The sequence below is a fragment of the Pseudomonas sp. PDNC002 genome (assembly GCF_016919445.1).
Classification (GTDB): domain Bacteria; phylum Pseudomonadota; class Gammaproteobacteria; order Pseudomonadales; family Pseudomonadaceae; genus Pseudomonas.
Window position 1 is genome coordinate 2,311,720 of the sequence record NZ_CP070356.1, and the last position, 17,942, is coordinate 2,329,661.

The 17,942-nt window shown below is 65.7% G+C and carries 15 protein-coding genes; 9 read left to right on the forward strand and 6 right to left on the reverse strand.

The genetic code is table 11. The features are described 5' to 3' along the window. Window positions 1–264: 264 nt before the first annotated feature. From JVX91_RS10705 to gatC, 5 genes are all read right to left on the reverse strand, one after another. The gene (locus JVX91_RS10705) at window positions 265–654 is read right to left on the reverse strand and encodes a carboxymuconolactone decarboxylase family protein (protein ID WP_205339202.1); all 390 of its coding nucleotides are present in this window, start codon (window positions 652–654) and stop codon (window positions 265–267) included. A gap of 10 nt (window positions 655–664) precedes the next feature. After that, the gene (locus tag JVX91_RS10710) at window positions 665–1,048 is read right to left on the reverse strand and encodes a septal ring lytic transglycosylase RlpA family protein (RefSeq protein ID WP_024765927.1); all 384 of its coding nucleotides are present in this window, start codon (window positions 1,046–1,048) and stop codon (window positions 665–667) included. 55 nt (window positions 1,049–1,103) lie between these two features. Next, window positions 1,104–2,549 carry an Asp-tRNA(Asn)/Glu-tRNA(Gln) amidotransferase subunit GatB gene (gatB, locus tag JVX91_RS10715; RefSeq protein ID WP_205339203.1) on the reverse strand — a complete coding sequence of 482 codons (1,446 nt, stop codon included), beginning with the start codon at window positions 2,547–2,549 and terminating at the stop codon, window positions 1,104–1,106. Between the two features lie 155 nt (window positions 2,550–2,704). Further along, on the reverse strand, window positions 2,705–4,159 hold the full coding sequence (gatA, locus tag JVX91_RS10720) for an Asp-tRNA(Asn)/Glu-tRNA(Gln) amidotransferase subunit GatA (RefSeq protein ID WP_205339204.1): 1,455 nt from the start codon (window positions 4,157–4,159) through the stop codon (window positions 2,705–2,707). A 19-nt stretch (window positions 4,160–4,178) separates the two neighbouring features. Then, window positions 4,179–4,466 carry an Asp-tRNA(Asn)/Glu-tRNA(Gln) amidotransferase subunit GatC gene (gene gatC / locus JVX91_RS10725; RefSeq protein WP_015475813.1) on the reverse strand — a complete coding sequence of 96 codons (288 nt, stop codon included), beginning with the start codon at window positions 4,464–4,466 and terminating at the stop codon, window positions 4,179–4,181. Between the two features lie 240 nt (window positions 4,467–4,706). Here gatC and mreB point away from each other — a divergent pair, with 240 nt between their 5' ends. The 8 genes from mreB to tldD all read left to right on the forward strand — a co-directional run bounded on the left by mreB (window position 4,707) and on the right by tldD (window position 15,826). Then, the gene (gene mreB, locus JVX91_RS10730; protein ID WP_017518164.1) at window positions 4,707–5,744 is read left to right on the forward strand and encodes a rod shape-determining protein MreB; all 1,038 of its coding nucleotides are present in this window, start codon (window positions 4,707–4,709) and stop codon (window positions 5,742–5,744) included. An 86-nt stretch (window positions 5,745–5,830) separates the two neighbouring features. Continuing rightward, the gene (gene mreC, locus JVX91_RS10735) at window positions 5,831–6,865 is read left to right on the forward strand and encodes a rod shape-determining protein MreC (protein WP_205339982.1); all 1,035 of its coding nucleotides are present in this window, start codon (window positions 5,831–5,833) and stop codon (window positions 6,863–6,865) included. Beyond that, window positions 6,865–7,353, forward strand: a complete 489-nt coding sequence (gene mreD / locus JVX91_RS10740; protein ID WP_205339205.1) for a rod shape-determining protein MreD — start codon at window positions 6,865–6,867, stop codon at window positions 7,351–7,353. Before mreC ends, mreD begins: the two co-directional genes overlap by 1 nt. A 59-nt stretch (window positions 7,354–7,412) precedes the next feature. Continuing rightward, window positions 7,413–7,997 (forward strand): Maf family protein, encoded by a 585-nt coding sequence (locus JVX91_RS10745; protein ID WP_205339206.1) that lies wholly within the window; start codon window positions 7,413–7,415, stop codon window positions 7,995–7,997. A 45-nt stretch (window positions 7,998–8,042) separates the two neighbouring features. Next, a complete protein-coding gene (rng, locus tag JVX91_RS10750) occupies window positions 8,043–9,500 on the forward strand; it encodes a ribonuclease G (protein ID WP_205339207.1) in 1,458 nt (485 codons plus the stop codon). A gap of 158 nt (window positions 9,501–9,658) precedes the next feature. Further along, on the forward strand, window positions 9,659–13,477 hold the full coding sequence (locus JVX91_RS10755; protein WP_205339208.1) for a YhdP family protein: 3,819 nt from the start codon (window positions 9,659–9,661) through the stop codon (window positions 13,475–13,477). Window positions 13,478–13,532: 55 nt separating this feature from the next. Further along, window positions 13,533–14,381, forward strand: a complete 849-nt coding sequence (locus tag JVX91_RS10760) for a carbon-nitrogen hydrolase family protein (protein WP_205339209.1) — start codon at window positions 13,533–13,535, stop codon at window positions 14,379–14,381. A gap of 2 nt (window positions 14,382–14,383) precedes the next feature. Continuing rightward, the gene (tldD, locus tag JVX91_RS10765; protein WP_205339210.1) at window positions 14,384–15,826 is read left to right on the forward strand and encodes a metalloprotease TldD; all 1,443 of its coding nucleotides are present in this window, start codon (window positions 14,384–14,386) and stop codon (window positions 15,824–15,826) included. 40 nt (window positions 15,827–15,866) lie between these two features. Here the strand turns inward: tldD and yjgA are convergent, their stop codons facing one another. Next, window positions 15,867–16,391: a ribosome biogenesis factor YjgA gene (gene yjgA, locus JVX91_RS10770; RefSeq protein WP_240201725.1), complete on the reverse strand. Its 525-nt coding sequence runs from the start codon at window positions 16,389–16,391 to the stop codon at window positions 15,867–15,869. 116 nt (window positions 16,392–16,507) lie between these two features. On the opposite strand from yjgA, the gene pmbA reads away from it, so the two are divergent. Continuing rightward, a complete protein-coding gene (gene pmbA, locus JVX91_RS10775; RefSeq protein WP_205339211.1) occupies window positions 16,508–17,857 on the forward strand; it encodes a metalloprotease PmbA in 1,350 nt (449 codons plus the stop codon). The last annotated feature ends 85 nt before the right edge of the window (window positions 17,858–17,942 follow it).

Genomic DNA, 17,942 nt, shown 5'->3' on the forward strand with positions numbered 1-17,942 from the left:
GTAGGAGCAACTGTCTTCTTCGGTAAATCCGTGCCCCTGAATTCCCCTCACCCCAGCCCTCTCCCAGAGGGAGAGGGGGCAGTCCGAGCCGACTGACGCAAAGGTTTCAACTTGCACCGAACGGTCCCCTCTCCCTCAGGGAGAGGGTTAGGGTGAGGGCCACCCCGAGCGCAGAGGTTTCTCGTAGGAGCGGGCTGTCCGCGATGGTATCCGGCGCGATGCGGACCTATCGCGGACGGAGTCCGCTCCTACGCAAAGGCCGAATCAGGCTTTCTGATCGGCCTGCCAGGCGTCGATCACTTCCTGCGCAGCGCGGAAGGCATCGATGGCCGCCGGGACGCCGGCATACACCGCGCAATGCAGCAACGCCTCGCGAATCTCTTCCACGGTGCAGCCGTTGTTCAGAGCGCCGCGCACGTGGCCTTTCAGCTCCTGCGGGCATTTCAGTGCAGTCAGTGCGGCCAGGGTGATCAGGCTGCGGGTCTTGCGCGGCAGGCCTTCGCGGTTCCAGACGCCACCCCAGGCGTGTTCGTTGACGAAGTCCTGCAGCGGCTGGGTGAACTCGGTGGCATTGCCCAGGGCGCGGTCGACGAAGGCGTCGCCCATCACTTCGCGGCGAACCTGCTCGCCGGCCTTGCGGTTGTCGTTGCTCATTCTGGCTCCTTCAGAGACCTTCCAGGCGCACCCGGGCAGTGCCGGAGCGCAGCATGTTGAGTTGTTCGGCGGCGGCTTTCGAGACGTCGATGATGCGGCCGCGACCGAACGGCCCGCGGTCGTTGATGCGCACGACGACGCTGCGGCCATTGTCGAGGTTGGTGACTTTTACCCGGGTGCCGAAGGCCAGGGTGCGGTGCGCGGCGGTCAAGGCGTTCTGGTTGAAGCGCTCGCCGCTGGCGGTACGCTTGCCGTGGTGGGCCTTGCCGTAATAGGACGCGGTGCCTTCGGCGCGGTAGCCGCGGCCGGAGACCTCCGAGTCGCTGTCGTAAGACGTGGTGCTACAGCCGGCCAGCAGGGCCAGACAACCGACGAGGGCCATGGGTCGTAGCATCGAACCTCCGGACGAAAAAAACGCCGGGCAAGCCCGGCGTCGTTGAAGTGTGGGCTCAGCCTTCGAGCTTCTTCTTCAGCAGTTCGTTCACTTGCGCCGGGTTGGCCTTGCCCTTGGCGGCCTTCATGGCCTGGCCGACGAAGAAGCCGAACATCTTGCCGCGCTTGGCTTCATCGCTGGCGCGGTACTGTTCGACCTGCTCGGCGTTGGCCGCCAGCACATCGTCCAGCAGCTTCTCGACGGCGCCGCTGTCGGTGTTCTGCACCAGGTCCTTGGCCTTGATGATCTCGTCCGGCGAGCCTTCACCCTCGGCCATGGCGGCGAACACGGTCTTCGCGGCCTTGCCGTTGATGGTGCCGTCCTTCAGGCGCAGGATCATCTCGCCCAGGTGCTGGGCGGAAACCGGCGACTGCTCGATCTCCAGGCCGTCCTTGTTGAGCAGGCTGGAGAGCTCGCCCATCACCCAGTTGGCGGCCAGCTTGGCGTCGCCGCAGATGGTCTGGACCTTCTCGAAGTAGTCGGCCATCTCGCGGCTGGCGGACAGCACGCTGGCGTCGTAGGCGGACAGGCCGTACTGGCTCTCGAAGCGCTCGCGCTTCTGGTCCGGCAGTTCCGGCAGTTGGCCGCGCAGGTCGTCGAGGAAGCTCTGTTCGATCACCACCGGCAGCAGGTCCGGACAGGGGAAGTAACGGTAGTCGTTGGCTTCTTCCTTGCTGCGCATGGAGCGCGTTTCGTTGGCAGCCACGTCATACAGGACTGTTTCCTGGACGATCTTGCGGCCGGATTCCAGCTCGTCGATCTGCCAGGCAATCTCCGTGTTGATGGCCCGCTCGATGAACTTGAACGAGTTGACGTTCTTGATCTCGCGGCGAGTGCCGAACTCAGCCTGGCCTTTGGGGCGTACTGAGACGTTGCAGTCGCAACGCAGCGAGCCTTCGGCCATGTTGCCGTCGCAGATGCCCAGGTAGCGCACCAGCGCATGGATCGCCTTGGCATACGCCACGGCTTCCTTGGCGCTGCGCATCTCCGGCTCGGAGACGATCTCCAGCAGCGGGGTGCCGGCGCGGTTCAGGTCGATGCCGCTCATGCCGTGGAAGTCTTCGTGCAGGCTCTTGCCGGCGTCTTCTTCCAGGTGCGCGCGGGTGATGCCGACGCGCTTGACGGTGCCGTCTTCCAGGGTGATGTCGAGGAAGCCCTTGCCGACGATGGGGTGGTCCATCTGGCTGGTCTGGTAGCCCTTGGGCAGGTCCGGGTAGAAGTAGTTCTTCCGGGCGAAGACGTTGCGCTCGGCGATCTCGGCGTTGATCGCCAGGCCGAACTGGCACGCCATGCGCACGGCTTCCTGGTTCAGCACCGGCAGGGTGCCGGGCATCGCCAGGTCGATCAGGCTGGCCTGGGTGTTCGGGGCGGCGCCGAAGGTGGTGGCGCTACCGGAGAAGATCTTCGATTGGGTGGAGAGCTGTGCGTGGATTTCCAGCCCGATCACCGTTTCCCATTGCATGTGTGTCGTCCTCCGAGCCTGCTCAATGTCTGCCTGCACTTGCTCATGCGGCGTTGAAAACAGACTCAAAATGCTCATTTACAGCGCGCAAACTGCGCTTTCTCGCCTGTTTTCGCCTTGCCTGAGCTGTGCTCGGCTAGACCTTGAGCAGGCTCTCAGAATCCAGCCGGTGCTTGTTTGTGCCAGTCGGTCGCCAGTTGGTACTGGTGCGCGACGTTGAGCAGGCGGCCTTCCTGGAAGTACGGCGCGAGCAGCTGGACACCCACCGGCAGGCCGTCGACGAAGCCGGCGGGCATGGACAGGCCCGGAATGCCGGCGAGGTTGGCGGTGATGGTGTAGATGTCTTCCAGGTACTGGGCGACCGGGTCGTTGTTCTTCTCGCCGAGCTTCCAGGCCGGGTTCGGCGTGGTCGGGCCGAGGATCACGTCGACTTCCGCGAAGGCATTGGTGAAGTCGTTCTTGATCAGGCGACGAATCTTCTGGGCTTTCAGGTAGTACGCATCGTAGTAACCGGCGGACAGCGCGTAGGTACCGACCATGATGCGGTTCTTCACTTCAGCGCCGAAGCCTTCGGCGCGGGAGCGCTTGTACAGGTCCTGCAGGTCCTTCGGGTCCTCGCAGCGGTAGCCGTAGCGAACGCCGTCGAAGCGCGACAGGTTGGAGCTCGCTTCTGCGGGCGCTATCACATAATAAGCAGGAATCGCATGCTGCATGTTCGGCAGGGAGATCTCCTTGACCACCGCGCCGAGCTGCTTGAGCTGCTCGACCACTTTCATCACCGCATCGGCGATGCGGCTGTCCAGGCCGGCACCGAAGTATTCCTTCGGCAGGCCGATGCGCAGACCGGTGAGCGGCTTGGCCAGGGCGGCCAGGTAATCGTCTACCGGCTGGTCGACGCAGGTGGAGTCCTTCGGGTCGAAGCCGGCCATGGCGCCGAGCATCAGCGCGCAGTCCTCGGCGGTGCGGGCCAGCGGGCCGCCCTGGTCGAGGCTGGAGGCGTAGGCGATCATGCCCCAGCGGGACACGCGACCGTAGGTCGGCTTGATGCCGGTCAGGTTGGTCAGTGCCGCGGGCTGGCGGATCGAACCGCCGGTGTCGGTGCCGGTGGCGGCCGGAATCAGGCGCGCGGCCACGGCAGCGGCGGAGCCGCCGGAGGAGCCGCCCGGTACGCGGGAGGTATCCCAGGGGTTCTTCACCGGGCCGTAGTGGCTGGATTCGTTGGCCGAGCCCATGGCGAACTCGTCCATGTTCAGCTTGCCCAGGCTCACGGTGCCGGCATCGGCCAGGCGCTCGACGACGGTGGCGTCGTAGGGCGAGACGAAGGCGTCGAGGATCTTCGAGCCGCAGCTGGTGCGCACGCCCTGGGTGCAGAACAGGTCCTTGTGGGCGATCGGCGCGCCGAGCAGGGCGCCGGTGTCGCCTTTGGCGCGCCGTTCGTCGGCGGCCTTGGCCTGGGCCAGGGCGTTTTCTTCGGTAATCGTGATGAAGCTGTTCAACTGCGGGTCGAGCTGCTTGATGCGCGCGAGCAGGGCAGTGGCCAGTTCCTGGGCGGAAAATTGCTTGTCGGCGAGTCCGCGAGCGACTTCGGCGAGGGTCAATTGATGCAGCATATGTCCGTGTCCTTCTCGCTTACTCGATGACTTTCGGGACGAGGTAGAGGCCGTCTTCCACGGCCGGCGCGATGGCCTGGTAGGCTTCGCGGCGGTTCTCCTCGGTGACGGCGTCCGCGCGCAGGCGCTGGGTGGCCTCCAGCGGGTGGGCCAGGGGCTCCACGCCGTCGGTATCGACCGCCTGCATGGCGTCGATCAGGCCGAGGATGTTGTTGAGGGTATCGGTGGTACGCGAAATGTCGGCTTCCTCCAGGCCCAGGCGGGCGAGGTGGGCGATCTTTTCCACGTCGGAGCGTTCAAGCGCCATTGGGGTCTCCAGCTAGAGCGGCCAGACTCGAACTGGGCCTGGCCGGACGGAATTTGCAGGGCAGGGAACAGAACCCGCGGCAGACGGTCGAAGGCCGCTGGGATGGGCCCGCAGGCCCGGAAAAACGAGGAATCTAGCATAAATTGCCGCCTTGCCCAAAATCCCCGTCATTGTTAGAGTTTGCCGCACTTTTTTACCCGCGCACTTTTCACCCACGCGCCACCTATGGGTTTCTTTCCAATGTTCAAAAAACTGCGTGGCATGTTCTCCAGTGATCTGTCGATCGACCTGGGCACTGCCAATACCCTTATTTATGTGCGCGAACGCGGCATCGTCCTGAACGAACCGTCCGTGGTCGCCATCCGTAGCCATGGCAGCCAGAAAAGCGTGGTCGCCGTCGGCACCGAGGCCAAGCGCATGCTCGGCCGTACCCCGGGCAACATTGCCGCCATTCGTCCGATGAAGGACGGCGTGATCGCCGACTTCAGCGTCTGCGAGAAGATGCTGCAGTACTTCATCAACAAGGTTCATGAGAACAGCTTCCTGCAGCCCAGCCCTCGCGTGCTGATCTGCGTGCCGTGCAAATCCACCCAGGTGGAACGCCGCGCCATCCGTGAATCGGCCCTGGGCGCTGGCGCCCGTGAGGTGTACCTGATCGAAGAACCGATGGCCGCGGCCATCGGCGCCGGCCTGCCGGTCGAAGAGGCCCGTGGTTCCATGGTCGTCGATATCGGCGGCGGCACCACCGAGATCGCGCTGATCTCCCTCAACGGCGTGGTCTATGCCGAATCCGTCCGCGTCGGCGGCGACCGCTTCGACGAAGCCATCGTCACTTACGTGCGCCGCAACTACGGCAGCCTGATCGGCGAATCCACCGCTGAGCGCATCAAACAGGAAATCGGCACCGCCTTCCCGGGTGGCGAAGTCCGCGAAGTGGACGTCCGTGGCCGCAACCTGGCCGAAGGCGTACCGCGCAGCTTCACCCTGAATTCCAACGAAGTGCTCGAAGCGCTGCAGGAATCCCTGGCGACCATCGTCCAGGCGGTCAAGAGCGCGCTGGAGCAGTCCCCGCCGGAACTCGCTTCCGACATCGCCGAGCGCGGCCTGGTGCTGACCGGTGGTGGCGCGCTGTTGCGTGACCTGGACAAGCTGCTGGCCCAGGAAACCGGCCTGCCGGTAATCGTCGCCGAGGACCCGCTGACCTGCGTGGCTCGTGGCGGCGGCAAGGCGCTGGAAATGATGGACCGTCATTCGATGGACCTGCTCTCCACCGAATAAGATGGGAGTGGAGGTTGGTTGACGTTTCATCGTGCATGGTGAAACTTCAACCGACCTTGCACAGCTAGGAGCCGGTCATCAAACCGATATTCTCCAAAGGGCCCTCGCTGGGCGCGCGCCTGTTGGTGCTCGCTGTCCTGTCGGTCGCCTTGATGGTGGTCGATGCCCGCTTCGATTATCTCAAGCCGGTACGTAGCCAGATGGGGCTGGTGCTGAGCCCGTTCTATGGCATCGCCGATTTTCCGGTTCGCGCCTGGGAAGGCGTGCGCGACCAGTTCACCAGCCGCAGCGAGCTGCTGGCTGAGAACGAGCGCCTCAAGGCCGAGCAATTGCTGATGCAGCGTCGCCTGCAGAAGCTGGCCACCCTGACCGAACAGAACGTACGCCTGCGCGAACTCCTCAATTCCTCCGCCCTGGTCGATGACAAGGTGCTGGTGGGCGAGCTGATCGGCGTCGACCCGAACCCCTTTACCCAACGCATCCTGATCGACAAGGGCGAGAAGGACGGCGTGTTCCAGGGCCAGCCGGTACTCGATGCCAGCGGCCTGATGGGGCAGGTGGTCGAGGTGATGCCGTACACCGCTCGCGTCCTGCTGCTGACCGATACCACCCACAGCATTCCGGTGCAGGTGAACCGCAATGGCCTGCGCGCCATCGCCGTGGGCACCGGCAATCCGGAACGCCTGGAGCTGCGCTACGTCGCCGATACCGCTGACATCAAGGAAGGCGACCTGCTGGTCAGTTCCGGCCTGGGGCAGCGTTTCCCCGCCGGCTATCCGGTCGCGACGGTCAAGGAAGTGCAGCATGATACGGGCGGGCCATTCGCCACTATCCGTGCCGTGCCGACCGCGAAGATGAATCGCAGCCGTTATGTGCTGCTGGTGTTCACTGATAGCCGCACACCCGAGCAGCGCGCCACCGACGCCGCCGAGGCCCAGGCAGAGGCCGACCGCAAGGCCGCCGAGTCCGCTGCCCCGGGGCAGCCCGCGCCAGCGACCCAATCCCATGAGACGGCGCCTGCCGTGCCAGCGACGGCTCCCGCCGGTCATCCCGCGCAGCCGGCCGCTGGTGGTACTCCCGCCGCGCCTGCTGCGCACCCGGCGCCAAGGACGCGCCACTGATGGCCGGCCAAGGCTCGAACAACGGCTGGGCCATCTGGCTGACACTGCTTCTGGCGCTGCTGCTCTCGGTGGCGCCAATGCCCGGTTTCATGGAGATCGGCCGCCCGCTCTGGCTGGCCATGTTCCTCACCTACTGGGTGCTCTACCTGCCGCACAAGGTCGGCATGCTCAGCGCGTGGGTGCTGGGTGTCGCCGAGGATGTGCTCTATGGCAGCCTGCTGGGGCAGAACGCCCTGATCCTCAGCCTGATCATTTTCCTGGTGCTGTCCTTGCACCAGCGCCTGCGCATGTTCCCCATCTGGCAGCAATGCCTGGTGTTGCTGGTGGTCTTCGGTCTCGCCCAACTGGTCCAGCTCTGGATCAGCGCCCTGACTGGCAACCGCCCGCCGACCCTGGTGTTCCTCCTGCCCGCGCTGGTCAGTGCCTTGCTCTGGCCTTGGGTCTACACATTGCTGCGGGCCCTGCGGCTGCGCCTGAACATCAACTGATCGCCCCTTTTCGAGGGAGTCACCGGGTCTGCCTCGCAGGCCCGTCCCGGGAGTTCCAGATGGCCCAGCTGTACCTAGCCTCCAGTTCGCCGCGCCGCCGCGAGCTGCTCACCCAGATCGGCCTGCCGTTCCACATAGTGCCCGCATCCATCGATGAAACGCCGGAGGCCGACGAGTCGGCACCTGGCTATGTGGAGCGCCTGGCGCGCGGCAAGGCGCTCGCCGGGCTGAACTTCCTCGCCCAGCGCGCCGACATCTGCGTGCTCGGTGCGGATACCGCAGTGGTGCTGGACGGCCGCATCCTCGGCAAACCGGCGGATCGCGACGATGCCCTGGCCATGCTGCGGGCGCTGTCGGGCCGCGAACACGAGGTGCTCACCGCCGTCGCGGTTGCCGATCGCGAGCGCTGCGAGGCCCGCGTGGTCAGCAGCCGTGTGACCTTCCGGGAGATTTCCGCCGAGGAAGCCGAACGCTACTGGGAAACCGGCGAGCCGCAGGACAAGGCGGGTAGCTATGCTATCCAGGGGCTCGCGGCGGTCTTCGTCAGCCGTGTCGAAGGTAGCTACAGCGCCGTGGTCGGCCTGCCCTTGTGCGAAAGCGCGGCATTGCTGGCTGACTTCTCTATCCCTAGCTGGCAGTCTTGATCACGAAGTAGCGCTGAAACTCCCAGGCGCGATAAGGAAGGGCGCATGAGCGAAGAGATTCTGATCAATATCACGCCGATGGAGTCGCGCGTGGCGGTGGTGGAGAACGGCGTCCTCCAGGAGGTCCACGTCGAGCGCACGCTGCGTCGCGGGATCGTCGGCAATATCTACAAGGGCAAGGTCGTGCGGGTGCTGCCGGGCATGCAGGCCGCCTTCGTCGATATTGGCCTGGAACGCGCAGCCTTCATTCATGCCGCCGAGATTTCCACCCGCGAGGGCAGCGCCGTGGAAAGCATCGGCGCGCTGGTCCACGAAGGCCAGAGCCTGGTGGTGCAGGTCACCAAGGACCCCATCGGCACCAAGGGCGCGCGCCTGACCACCCACCTGTCGATTCCTTCCCGCTACCTGGTCTACATGCCGCGTACCAGCCACGTTGGCATTTCCCTCAAGATCGAGGACGAACACGAGCGCGATCGCCTCAAGCAGGTGGTCGCCAAATGCGTCGAGGCCGAAGGCATCGTCGAGCGCGGCGGCTTCATCCTGCGCACCGCTGCCGAAGGCGCCGGCGAGGACGAGATCCTCGCCGACATACGCTACCTGCGCCGCCTCTGGGACCAGATCGATGCGCAGATCCAGACCGTCGGCGCGCCGACGATGATCTACGAAGACCTGTCCCTGGCGCTGCGCACCCTGCGCGACCTGGTGAACCCGCGTATCGAGAAGATCCGTGTCGATTCCCGGGAGAACTTCCAGAAAATCACGCAGTTCGTCGAAGAGCTGATGCCGGAAATCGCCGACCGCCTGGAGCACTATCCGGGCGAGCGGCCGATCTTCGACCTCTACGGGGTCGAGGATGAGGTACAGAAGGCGCTCGAGCGCAAGGTCCTGCTCAAGTCCGGCGGCTACCTGATCATCGACCCGACCGAGGCGATGACCACCATCGACGTGAACACCGGCGCCTTCGTCGGCCACCGCAATCTCGAAGAGACCATCTTCAAGACCAACCTCGAGGCCGCCACCGCCATCGCCCGCCAACTGCGCCTGCGCAACCTGGGCGGGATCATCATCATCGACTTCATCGACATGGAAGACGAAGAGCACCGCCGCCAGGTTCTGCGCACCCTGGAGAAGCAGCTCGAACGCGACCATGCCAAGACCAATATCATCGGCATCACCGAGTTGGGGCTGGTGCAGATGACCCGCAAGCGCACCCGCGAAAGCCTGGTGCAGGTGCTCTGCGAGCCCTGCCCGAGCTGCCAGGGGCGCGGCATGCTGAAGACCCCTGAGACGATCTGCTACGAGATCTTCCGCGAGATCCTCCGCGAAGCGCGGGCCTACCAGGCCGATTCCTACCTGGTGCTGGCCAACCAGAAGGTGGTCGATCGCCTGCTCGACGAAGAGTCGGGCAATGTCGCCGATCTGGAACTGTTCATCGGTCGCCCCATCAAGTTCCAGGTCGAGGCCATGTACTCCCAGGAGCAGTACGACGTTGTCCTGCTTTGAGCGGCGGGTCGCAGTACGTGGATTTCTGGCGGCATACCGCTCTGCAATGGGCTTTCATGGAGCTTTATCCGGCCCTGGCTGTCGGATCAGCGTCGACCTTGATCGGCTCGGAGGCCGCTCGATGACCCATCGCCATCCATTCCCGGTGTCTGCCTGACATGGAGCGCGCCGGCAGCCTGTTCGCCACCGCGCTGCGCGCCGTCCTGGGCCTGCTCGCCTTGGGCCTTGTGCTGCTCGCGCTGTACGTCAGCCTCGGTCGGCAGCTGGTCCCTCTGGTGGCGGAGTACCGCGACGACCTGGCGCAACAGGCGAGCGACCAGCTCGGCCTGCCGGTCACCATCGGCGCGCTGGAGGGGCATTGGCACGCATTCAGTCCAATCATCGTGGTGCGCGACATTCAGCTTGGCGAGGGCAATGACTCGCTGCGCCTGGAACGGGTGCGTCTGACCCCGGATATCCTAGCCAGCCTGATGGCGCGCCAGCCGCGCATCGACAGCCTGGAGCTGGAAGGCCTGCACCTGACGTTGCGCGAGGACGAAGCGGGCAAGTGGCACGCCGACGGGCTGCCCAACCGCAATAACGACACCGACCCGCGCAAGCTCATCGACATGCTGCTCACACCGCGGCGACTGTCGCTGATGGATAGCCAACTGACTGTCCTGCCACAGCAGGCCAAGGCGCTATCGCTCAACTATGTGGGCATGACGTTGCACAGCGGCAGTCGGCAGCGCCTGGAAGCGCGCTTCAGCCTGCCCGGCGGCGAGCCGGTGGCGGCGCGGCTGGAGACCCGGCTGGACCGGGATGACTGGGCGAAGAGTTCGGCACAGCTGTACCTCAGCCTGCCGCAGGCGGACTGGGCGCAGTGGTTGCCCGCGGGCCTGACCGGTGCCTGGAAGCTGTCCCAGGCCAAGGCTGGCGGCGAGTTCTGGGCCACGATCGACAAGGGCGTGCCGGTGGCCGCCGTGGCGCGCCTGAATGCGCCGAAGATCGAGGCCGCGCTGGGCGACCGCCCGCCGGTCAGCCTGAGCGACCTGGGCGTGGGGCTGTTCTTCAAGCGCAGCGGCGACGATTTCGACCTGCGCGTCGCCGATCTGGCGGCCAACCTCGGCGAAACGCGCTGGGGCGAAGTGGAGCTGGAGCTTACCCGGCGCATGAAGGGCGAGGAGCATTGGCAACTGCGTGCCGATCGTCTTGACCTGACGCCGCTGGGCCCGACGATCACCGCCCTGGCGCCGTTGCCGGACAAGGTCATCGAGTGGCTCGACGGCCTGAAGCCGCATGGCGTGCTGCACAACGTCAATTTCGACTACTGGCCGCAACGCGAAGATATCGACCGTGTCGCGTATGCCACCAACCTGGAGAAGGTCGGGGTCAGCGCCTTCCATGACGTACCCGCCGTGGCGAATGTCGACGGCACCTTGCGCGGCAACCTTGGCGGCGGCCAGTTGGATGCCAACGCCCAGGACTTCATGCTGCACCTGGCGACCCTGTTCCCGGAGCCTTGGCATTACCGCACCGCGCATACGCGGATGTTCTTCCAGTTCAACGACGAGGCGTTCACCCTCGGCAGCCACCTGATGCAGGTAGAGGGCGAAGAGGGGACCATCGCCGGCGACATGTTGATCCGCCTGATGCGCGACCCGGCGCAGGAGGACTACATGGACCTGCGTGTCGGCATGAGCAACGGCGACGCGCGCTTCACCAGCAAGTACCTGCCCACCGTCATCCCGCAGATGAGCAAGGACCTCGCCGCCTGGCTCAAGGGCTCGATCAAGAGTGGTCGCATCGAACAGGGCTATTTCCTCTGGCAGGGATCGTTGCAGAAGGGTTCCGCGCCAGAGGCGCATGCCATGAGCCTGTACTTCAAGGTCCACGACGGCGTGCTCGACTATCAACCCGGCTGGCCGGGCCTGAGCAAGGCCGAGGGCGAAGTGCGGGTAGAGGACAGCGGAGTCAGCATCAACGCCAGCAGTGGCAGGATTCTCAACAGCCAGGTGCGCGATGTGTCGGTGGACATCCCTCATTCGGCGCCGGGCGAGGTGGCCCACCTGCACGTGGACGGCGACATCGACAGCAATCTCGTCGATGGCCTGAAGATTCTCCAGGATTCGCCCATCGGCGCGACCCACACCTTCGCCGGCTGGGAGGGCGAGGGCGATCTGAATGGTCACCTGAAGCTGGATATCCCGCTGGCCAAGGGCGAGGCGAGCAAGGCGCGGGTGATCGTCGACTTCGCCACGGACAAGGCGCGACTGAAGATCGCCAAGCCCGAACTGAACCTCGAACAGGTCAAGGGCAAGTTTCGCTTCGACACCGATAGCGGCCTGAGCGGGCAGAATGTCGCCGCCCAGGTCCTCGGCACCCGCGTCACCGGCAGCATCCGCGCCGAAGGGCGCAATGGCGATTCGCGTACCCGCGTGCTGGTGGGCGGGCAGTTGCCGGTGAAGTCCCTGCTTGACTGGGCCAAGGTGCAAAAGCAACTGCCAGTCGATGGCCGCATTCCCTTCCAGCTCAATCTGCTGCTTGCCGGCAAGGACAGCCAGCTGCAGGTCGCCTCCAATCTTCAGGGGGTGACCATCGACCTGCCGGCGCCGTTGGGCAAGGCTGCCCAGGAAACCCGTAACAGCGAATGGCGCATGACCCTGGATGGCGCCGAGCGGCGTTACTGGGCGATTTATGGTGATCGTGCCAGCCTCGCCTATGCCGCACCGGCCGACCAGCCACTGGCCGGGCGCGGCGTCCTGCGCCTGGGGGGCGACCCCGCGGTGCTGCCGAGCTGGAGTGGCGTACAGGTGCGCGGCAAGATCGACGAGGTGGACGCCGACGCCTGGCAGGCGGTGCTGAAGAAGTATTCCAACTCAGGCGTCGAGGGCGCCGCCGGGCTGCTGCGGGGCGCAGACCTGCAGATTGGCCGCTTCAAGGGATTTGGCCAGACGCTCGAGAACCTCACGGTGGACCTTTTGCGCGTCGACAGCAGTTGGCAGCTTGGGCTGGTCAGTTCCCTGGTTTCCGGCAAGGTCACCGTGCCGGACAACAAGGCGCGGCCCATTGTGATTGCCCTCGACCGCATCGACTTGCCCAAGGGCGAGGCCATCGACTCGGAACGTGCGGTCGAGGCCCCGGACCCGCTGGCCAAGATCGACCCGCGCTCGCTGCCGGCGATGGACGTGACCATTCGCCAGGTGCTCAAGGCCGGGCAGCCGGTGGGCGCCTGGAGTTTCAACCTGCGCCCCACCCCGACCGGCACCAGCTTCGACAACGTGGCGCTGGACCTGCGCGGCATCTCGGTGAAGGGCAACCTGCGCTGGGACGGAGTGGACACGAGCGCTCGCAGCACCTTTGTCGGCAAACTGGAGGGCAAGAACCTGGGCGACGTGCTCAAGGCCTGGGATTTCGCCCCCAGCGTGACCAGTGAGCGCTTCCGCGTGGACATCAACGGCAACTGGCCCGGCTCTCCGGCGGCACTGAGTCTGCGGCGCTTTGGCGGCACGCTCGATGCCAGTCTGCGCAAGGGCCAGTTCGTGGAGGTGGAAGGTGGCGCCAATGCCCTGCGGGTGTTCGGCCTGCTGAACTTCAACGCCATCAGCCGCCGTCTGCGCCTGGACTTCTCCGATCTGCTGGGCAAGGGCCTGAGCTACGACCGCGTGAAGGGCGTATTGACGGCCACCGATGGCGTCTTCTTCACCCGCGAACCGCTGCGCCTGGACGGTCCGTCGAGCAATCTGGAGCTCAATGGCACCCTCGACCTCGCCCACGACGAGATCGACGCCAAGCTGCTGGTGACCCTGCCGGTGACCAACAACCTGCCCCTTGCCGCGCTGATCGTCGGCGCGCCGGCCATCGGCGGCGCGCTGTTCGTGGTGGACAAGCTGCTGGGTGACCGGGTCGCGCGCTTCGCCAGCGTGCAGTACAGCGTGAAAGGGCCGTGGCAGAGCCCCACCATCGCCTTCGAGAAACCCTTCGAAAAACCTCACTGAGCAGACTGGTCGGGCATCGGTTAGCATGAAACCCAGGACACAGCCGGAGCTCACGATGCCCATCAGCGTTATCCAGATGGTCAGCCAGGACGATGTCCAGGCCAATCTCACCGCCGCCCGTCGCTTGCTCGAGCAGGCCGCCGAGGGTGGCGCGCGCCTCGCCGTGCTGCCGGAGAACTTCGCCGCCATGGGCCGCCGCGATCTCGCGGACCTCGGTCGCGCGGAAGCCCGGGGCGAGGGGCCGATCCTGCCCTGGTTGAAAAGCACCGCCCGCGACCTCAGGTTGTGGATTGTCGCCGGCACCCTGCCGCTGCCGCCCATCGATCAACCGGAAGCCAAGGCCAATGCCTGTTCGCTGCTGGTGGACGAGCACGGCGAAGTGGCGGCGCGCTACGACAAGCTGCACCTGTTCGATGTGGACGTCGCCGACGCCCGTGGTCGTTATCGCGAGTCGGATGACTACGCCTTCGGCCAGCGCGTGGTGGTGGCGGATACCCCGGTCGGGCGCCTGGGGCTGACGGTGTGCTACGACCTGCGCTTCCCCGAGCTCTACACCGCGCTGCGCGAGGCGGGTGCGGAGCTGATCAGCGCCCCGTCGGCGTTCACGGCGGTAACTGGTGCGGCGCACTGGGAAATCCTCATCCGCGCCCGCGCCATCGAGACTCAGTGCTACCTGCTGGCAGCCGGGCAGGGCGGAACCCACCCCAAAGGACGGGAAACCTGGGGCCAGTCGGCCATCGTCGACCCCTGGGGGCGTATCCTGGCCGAACAGGCCAAGGGCGAGGCCGTGCTGCTGGCCGAGCGCGACAGCGAAGAACAGGCGGCAGTCCGGCAGCGCATGCCGATTGCCCGGCACAGAAGATTTTTCCCGCCGGTCGAACCACGACCGGCGCGTACGGAGTGAATATGAGCGAACTGTTGTCATCCGTCAGCCAGCACCTGCTGGTCCCCGGTGGTCTGGATATCGACCAGCTGTCGCCGATCCTGCACGAGCTGAGCGGCCCCGGTATCGATGCCGCGGACCTGTACTTCCAGAGCCAGGTCTCCGAGTCCTGGATGCTGGAGGACGGCATCGTCAAGGAAGGCAGCTTCCACATGGACCAGGGTGTCGGCGTGCGCGCGCAGTCCGGCGAGAAGACCGGCTTCGCCTACAGCAACGCGATCAACCATGAAGCGCTGATCCAGGCTGCCCGCGCTGCCCGCTCGATCTCCCGTGCCGGCCAGAACGGCAAGGTGCAGGCGTTCAACGCCGTGGTGCCGACTCGTCTCTACGCCGGCGAAAACCCACTGGACGTGATGAGCCGCGCGGAGAAGGTCGAGCTGCTGCAGAAGATCGACGCCGCCACCCGCGCCCTCGACCCGCGCATCCAGCAGGTCACCGTCAGCCTCGCCGGTGTCTGGGACAAGGTGCTGATCGCCGCGGCGGACGGCTCGCTGGCTGCGGACATCCGCCCGCTGGTGCGCTTCAACGTCAGCGTCATCGTCGAGCAGAATGGTCGCCGCGAGCGCGGCGGTCACGGCGGCGGCGGTCGCACCGACTACAAATACTTCCTCCAGGAAGACCGCGCCATGGGTTACGCCCGCGAGGCGCTGCGCCAGGCGCTGGTCAACCTCGAAGCCGTTCCCGCGCCGGCTGGCAGCCTGCCGGTGGTGATGGGCGCCGGCTGGTCCGGCGTGCTGCTGCATGAAGCCGTGGGCCACGGCCTGGAAGGCGACTTCAACCGCAAGGGCAGCTCGAACTACAGCGGACGCATCGGCGAGAAGGTCGCGTCCAGCCTGTGCACCATCGTCGATGACGGCACCATCGCCGGCCGCCGTGGCTCGCTGTCGGTGGACGACGAGGGTACGCCGACCCACTGCAACGTGCTGATCGAGAACGGCATCCTCAAGGGCTACATGCAGGACAAGCTCAACGCCCGCCTGATGGGTGTGGCGCGCACCGGCAATGGTCGCCGCGAGTCCTATGCGCACCTGCCGATGCCGCGCATGACCAACACCTACATGCTGGCCGGGCAGAGCGATCCGGAAGAAATCATCGCCAGCGTCGAGCGCGGGATCTACTGCGCGAACCTGGGTGGCGGTCAGGTGGACATCACCAGCGGCAAGTTCGTCTTTGCCACCAGCGAGGCCTACCTGATCGAGAACGGCAAGATCACTCGCCCGGTGAAGGGCGCGACCCTGATCGGCAACGGTCCGGAAGTGATGAGCCGGGTATCCATGGTCGGCAACGACCTGGCGCTGGACAGCGGCGTGGGCACTTGCGGCAAGGACGGCCAGTCCGTGCCAGTCGGTGTCGGTCAGCCGACCCTGAAGATCGATGCGATTACCGTAGGCGGCACGGGCGCCTGAAGCCGTTGCCGATGACGCTGGAGGGGAGGGACGCGGCTGCTCAGCGCAGGCCGCGTTTGAGCTCGTCCAGCTCGCGGATGTACTTGAAGATCTTCCGCGCCGCGGCTGGAGGCTTGTTGTGAGCGGCCTCGTGCTGGGCATGGCGGATCAGTTGGAGCAAGTGCTGGCGGTCGCTCTCGGGGTATTCGCCGAAGAACGCCGACAGGGCCGCGTCGCCGCCGGTGATCAGGTGGTCGCGCCAACGCTCCAGGGCGTGGAAGCGTTCGTTGTATTGGCGGGTGGAGCTGTCTACCTGTTCCAGGAGGGCGACGATGGCGTCGATGTCCTGGTCGCGCATCAGCTTGCCGATGAACTGCCGGTGGCGCTTCTTGGCGGCATTGGCCTTGTGCTTGGGTGCTTCGTCCAGTGCGCGGCGCAGCGGATCGGTGAGCGGCATGCGGTCCAGCAGGTCCGGCTTGAGCGTCGTCAGGCGCTCGCCGAGGTCCTGCAGGGCGTGCAGCTCGCGTTTAACTTGCGACTTGCTCTTCTCATCGAAGGACGAGTCGTCATCGTGAATTTCAGCCATGGCGGGGGTCTCGTTGAAAACGCCGCCATGATAACGAGTCAGGGGCCGCTTGTCCGGCCCGCGCCGGTCCTCGCCGCTTGAAGGCAGGGTCGGACCATGAACAGGAGAGGCATGCAATGAGCGAACACAACCCGGCAGTGAGCCCGGAGGTTCTTCCCGAACTGCGCGAGCAGGTCGAGCGGATCATCGCCGAGGCCACCCGGCAAGGCGCCAGCGCCTGCGAAGTGGCGGTATCGGTGGAGCAGGGGCTTTCGACCTCGGTGCGCCAGGGTGAAGTCGAGACTGTCGAGTTCAACCGCGACCAGGGCTTTGGCATCACCCTCTACGTTGGTCAACGCAAGGGCTCGGCGAGTACCTCGGCCACCGGCGCGGATGCCATCCGCGAAACCGTGGCGGCAGCATTGGCTATTGCCAAGCACGCTTCCGAGGACGATTGCGCCGGGCTGGCCGATCCGGCGCTGATGGCCCGCGACCTGCCGGACCTGGACCTGTACCACGGCTGGTCGATCACCCCCGACCAGGCCATCGAGCGCGCCCTGGCGTGCGAGGCTGCGGCGTTCGCCGCCGACAAGCGCGTCACCAAGGCCGACGGCACTACGCTGAACACCCACCAGGGCTGCCGCGTCTACGGCAACAGCCATGGCTTCGTTGGCGGCTATGCCAGCACCCGCCACAGCCTGAGTTGCGTGATGATCGCCGAAGGTGAAGGGCAGATGCAGCGCGACTACTGGTACGACGTAAACCGTCGCGGCGAGCTGCTGGCTACCCCCGAATCCATCGGTCGCCGCGCCGCCGAGCGCGCCGCCAGCCGCCTGGGCGCCCGCCCGGTGCCAACCGCCGAAGTGCCGGTGCTGTTCGCCCCGGAGGTCGCGGTCGGCCTGTTCGGCCACTTCCTCGGCGCCATCTCCGGCGGCAGTCTGTACCGCAAGTCGTCCTTCCTCGAAGGTGCGCTGGGCCAGCGGCTGTTCCCGGAATGGTTGACCCTGGACGAGCGCCCGCTGTTGCGCGGCGCGCTGGGCAGCGCCTCGTTCGACAACGACGGCCTGGCCACCTATGCCAAGTCGTTCGTGGAAGGTGGTGAGCTGGTCTCCTACGTGCTTGGCACCTACTCCGGGCGCAAGCTGGGCATGCCCAGCACGGCCAACTCCGGTGGCGTGCACAACCTGTTCGTCAGCCATGGCGATGAAGACCAGGCTGCCCTGATCCGCCGCATGGGCCGTGGCCTGCTGGTCACCGAACTGATGGGGCAGGGCGTCAACCTGGTGACCGGCGACTATTCCCGTGGCGCCGGCGGCTACTGGGTAGAGAACGGCGAAATCCAGTTCCCGGTACAGGAAGTCACCATCGCCGCCAACCTGCGCGATTTGTTCCGCAACATCGTCGCCATCGGCAACGATGTGGAGTACCGCGGCAACCTGCATACCGGTTCCGTGCTCATCGAAAAGATGATGGTCGCCGGCAACTGATACACCCGCCGCGGCCTGTCTGGCCGCGGCTTCCCCGCTGTTCTCGAAGCCTTTCTCCAGACGAGCCGCCCTGCGCATTGCGTTG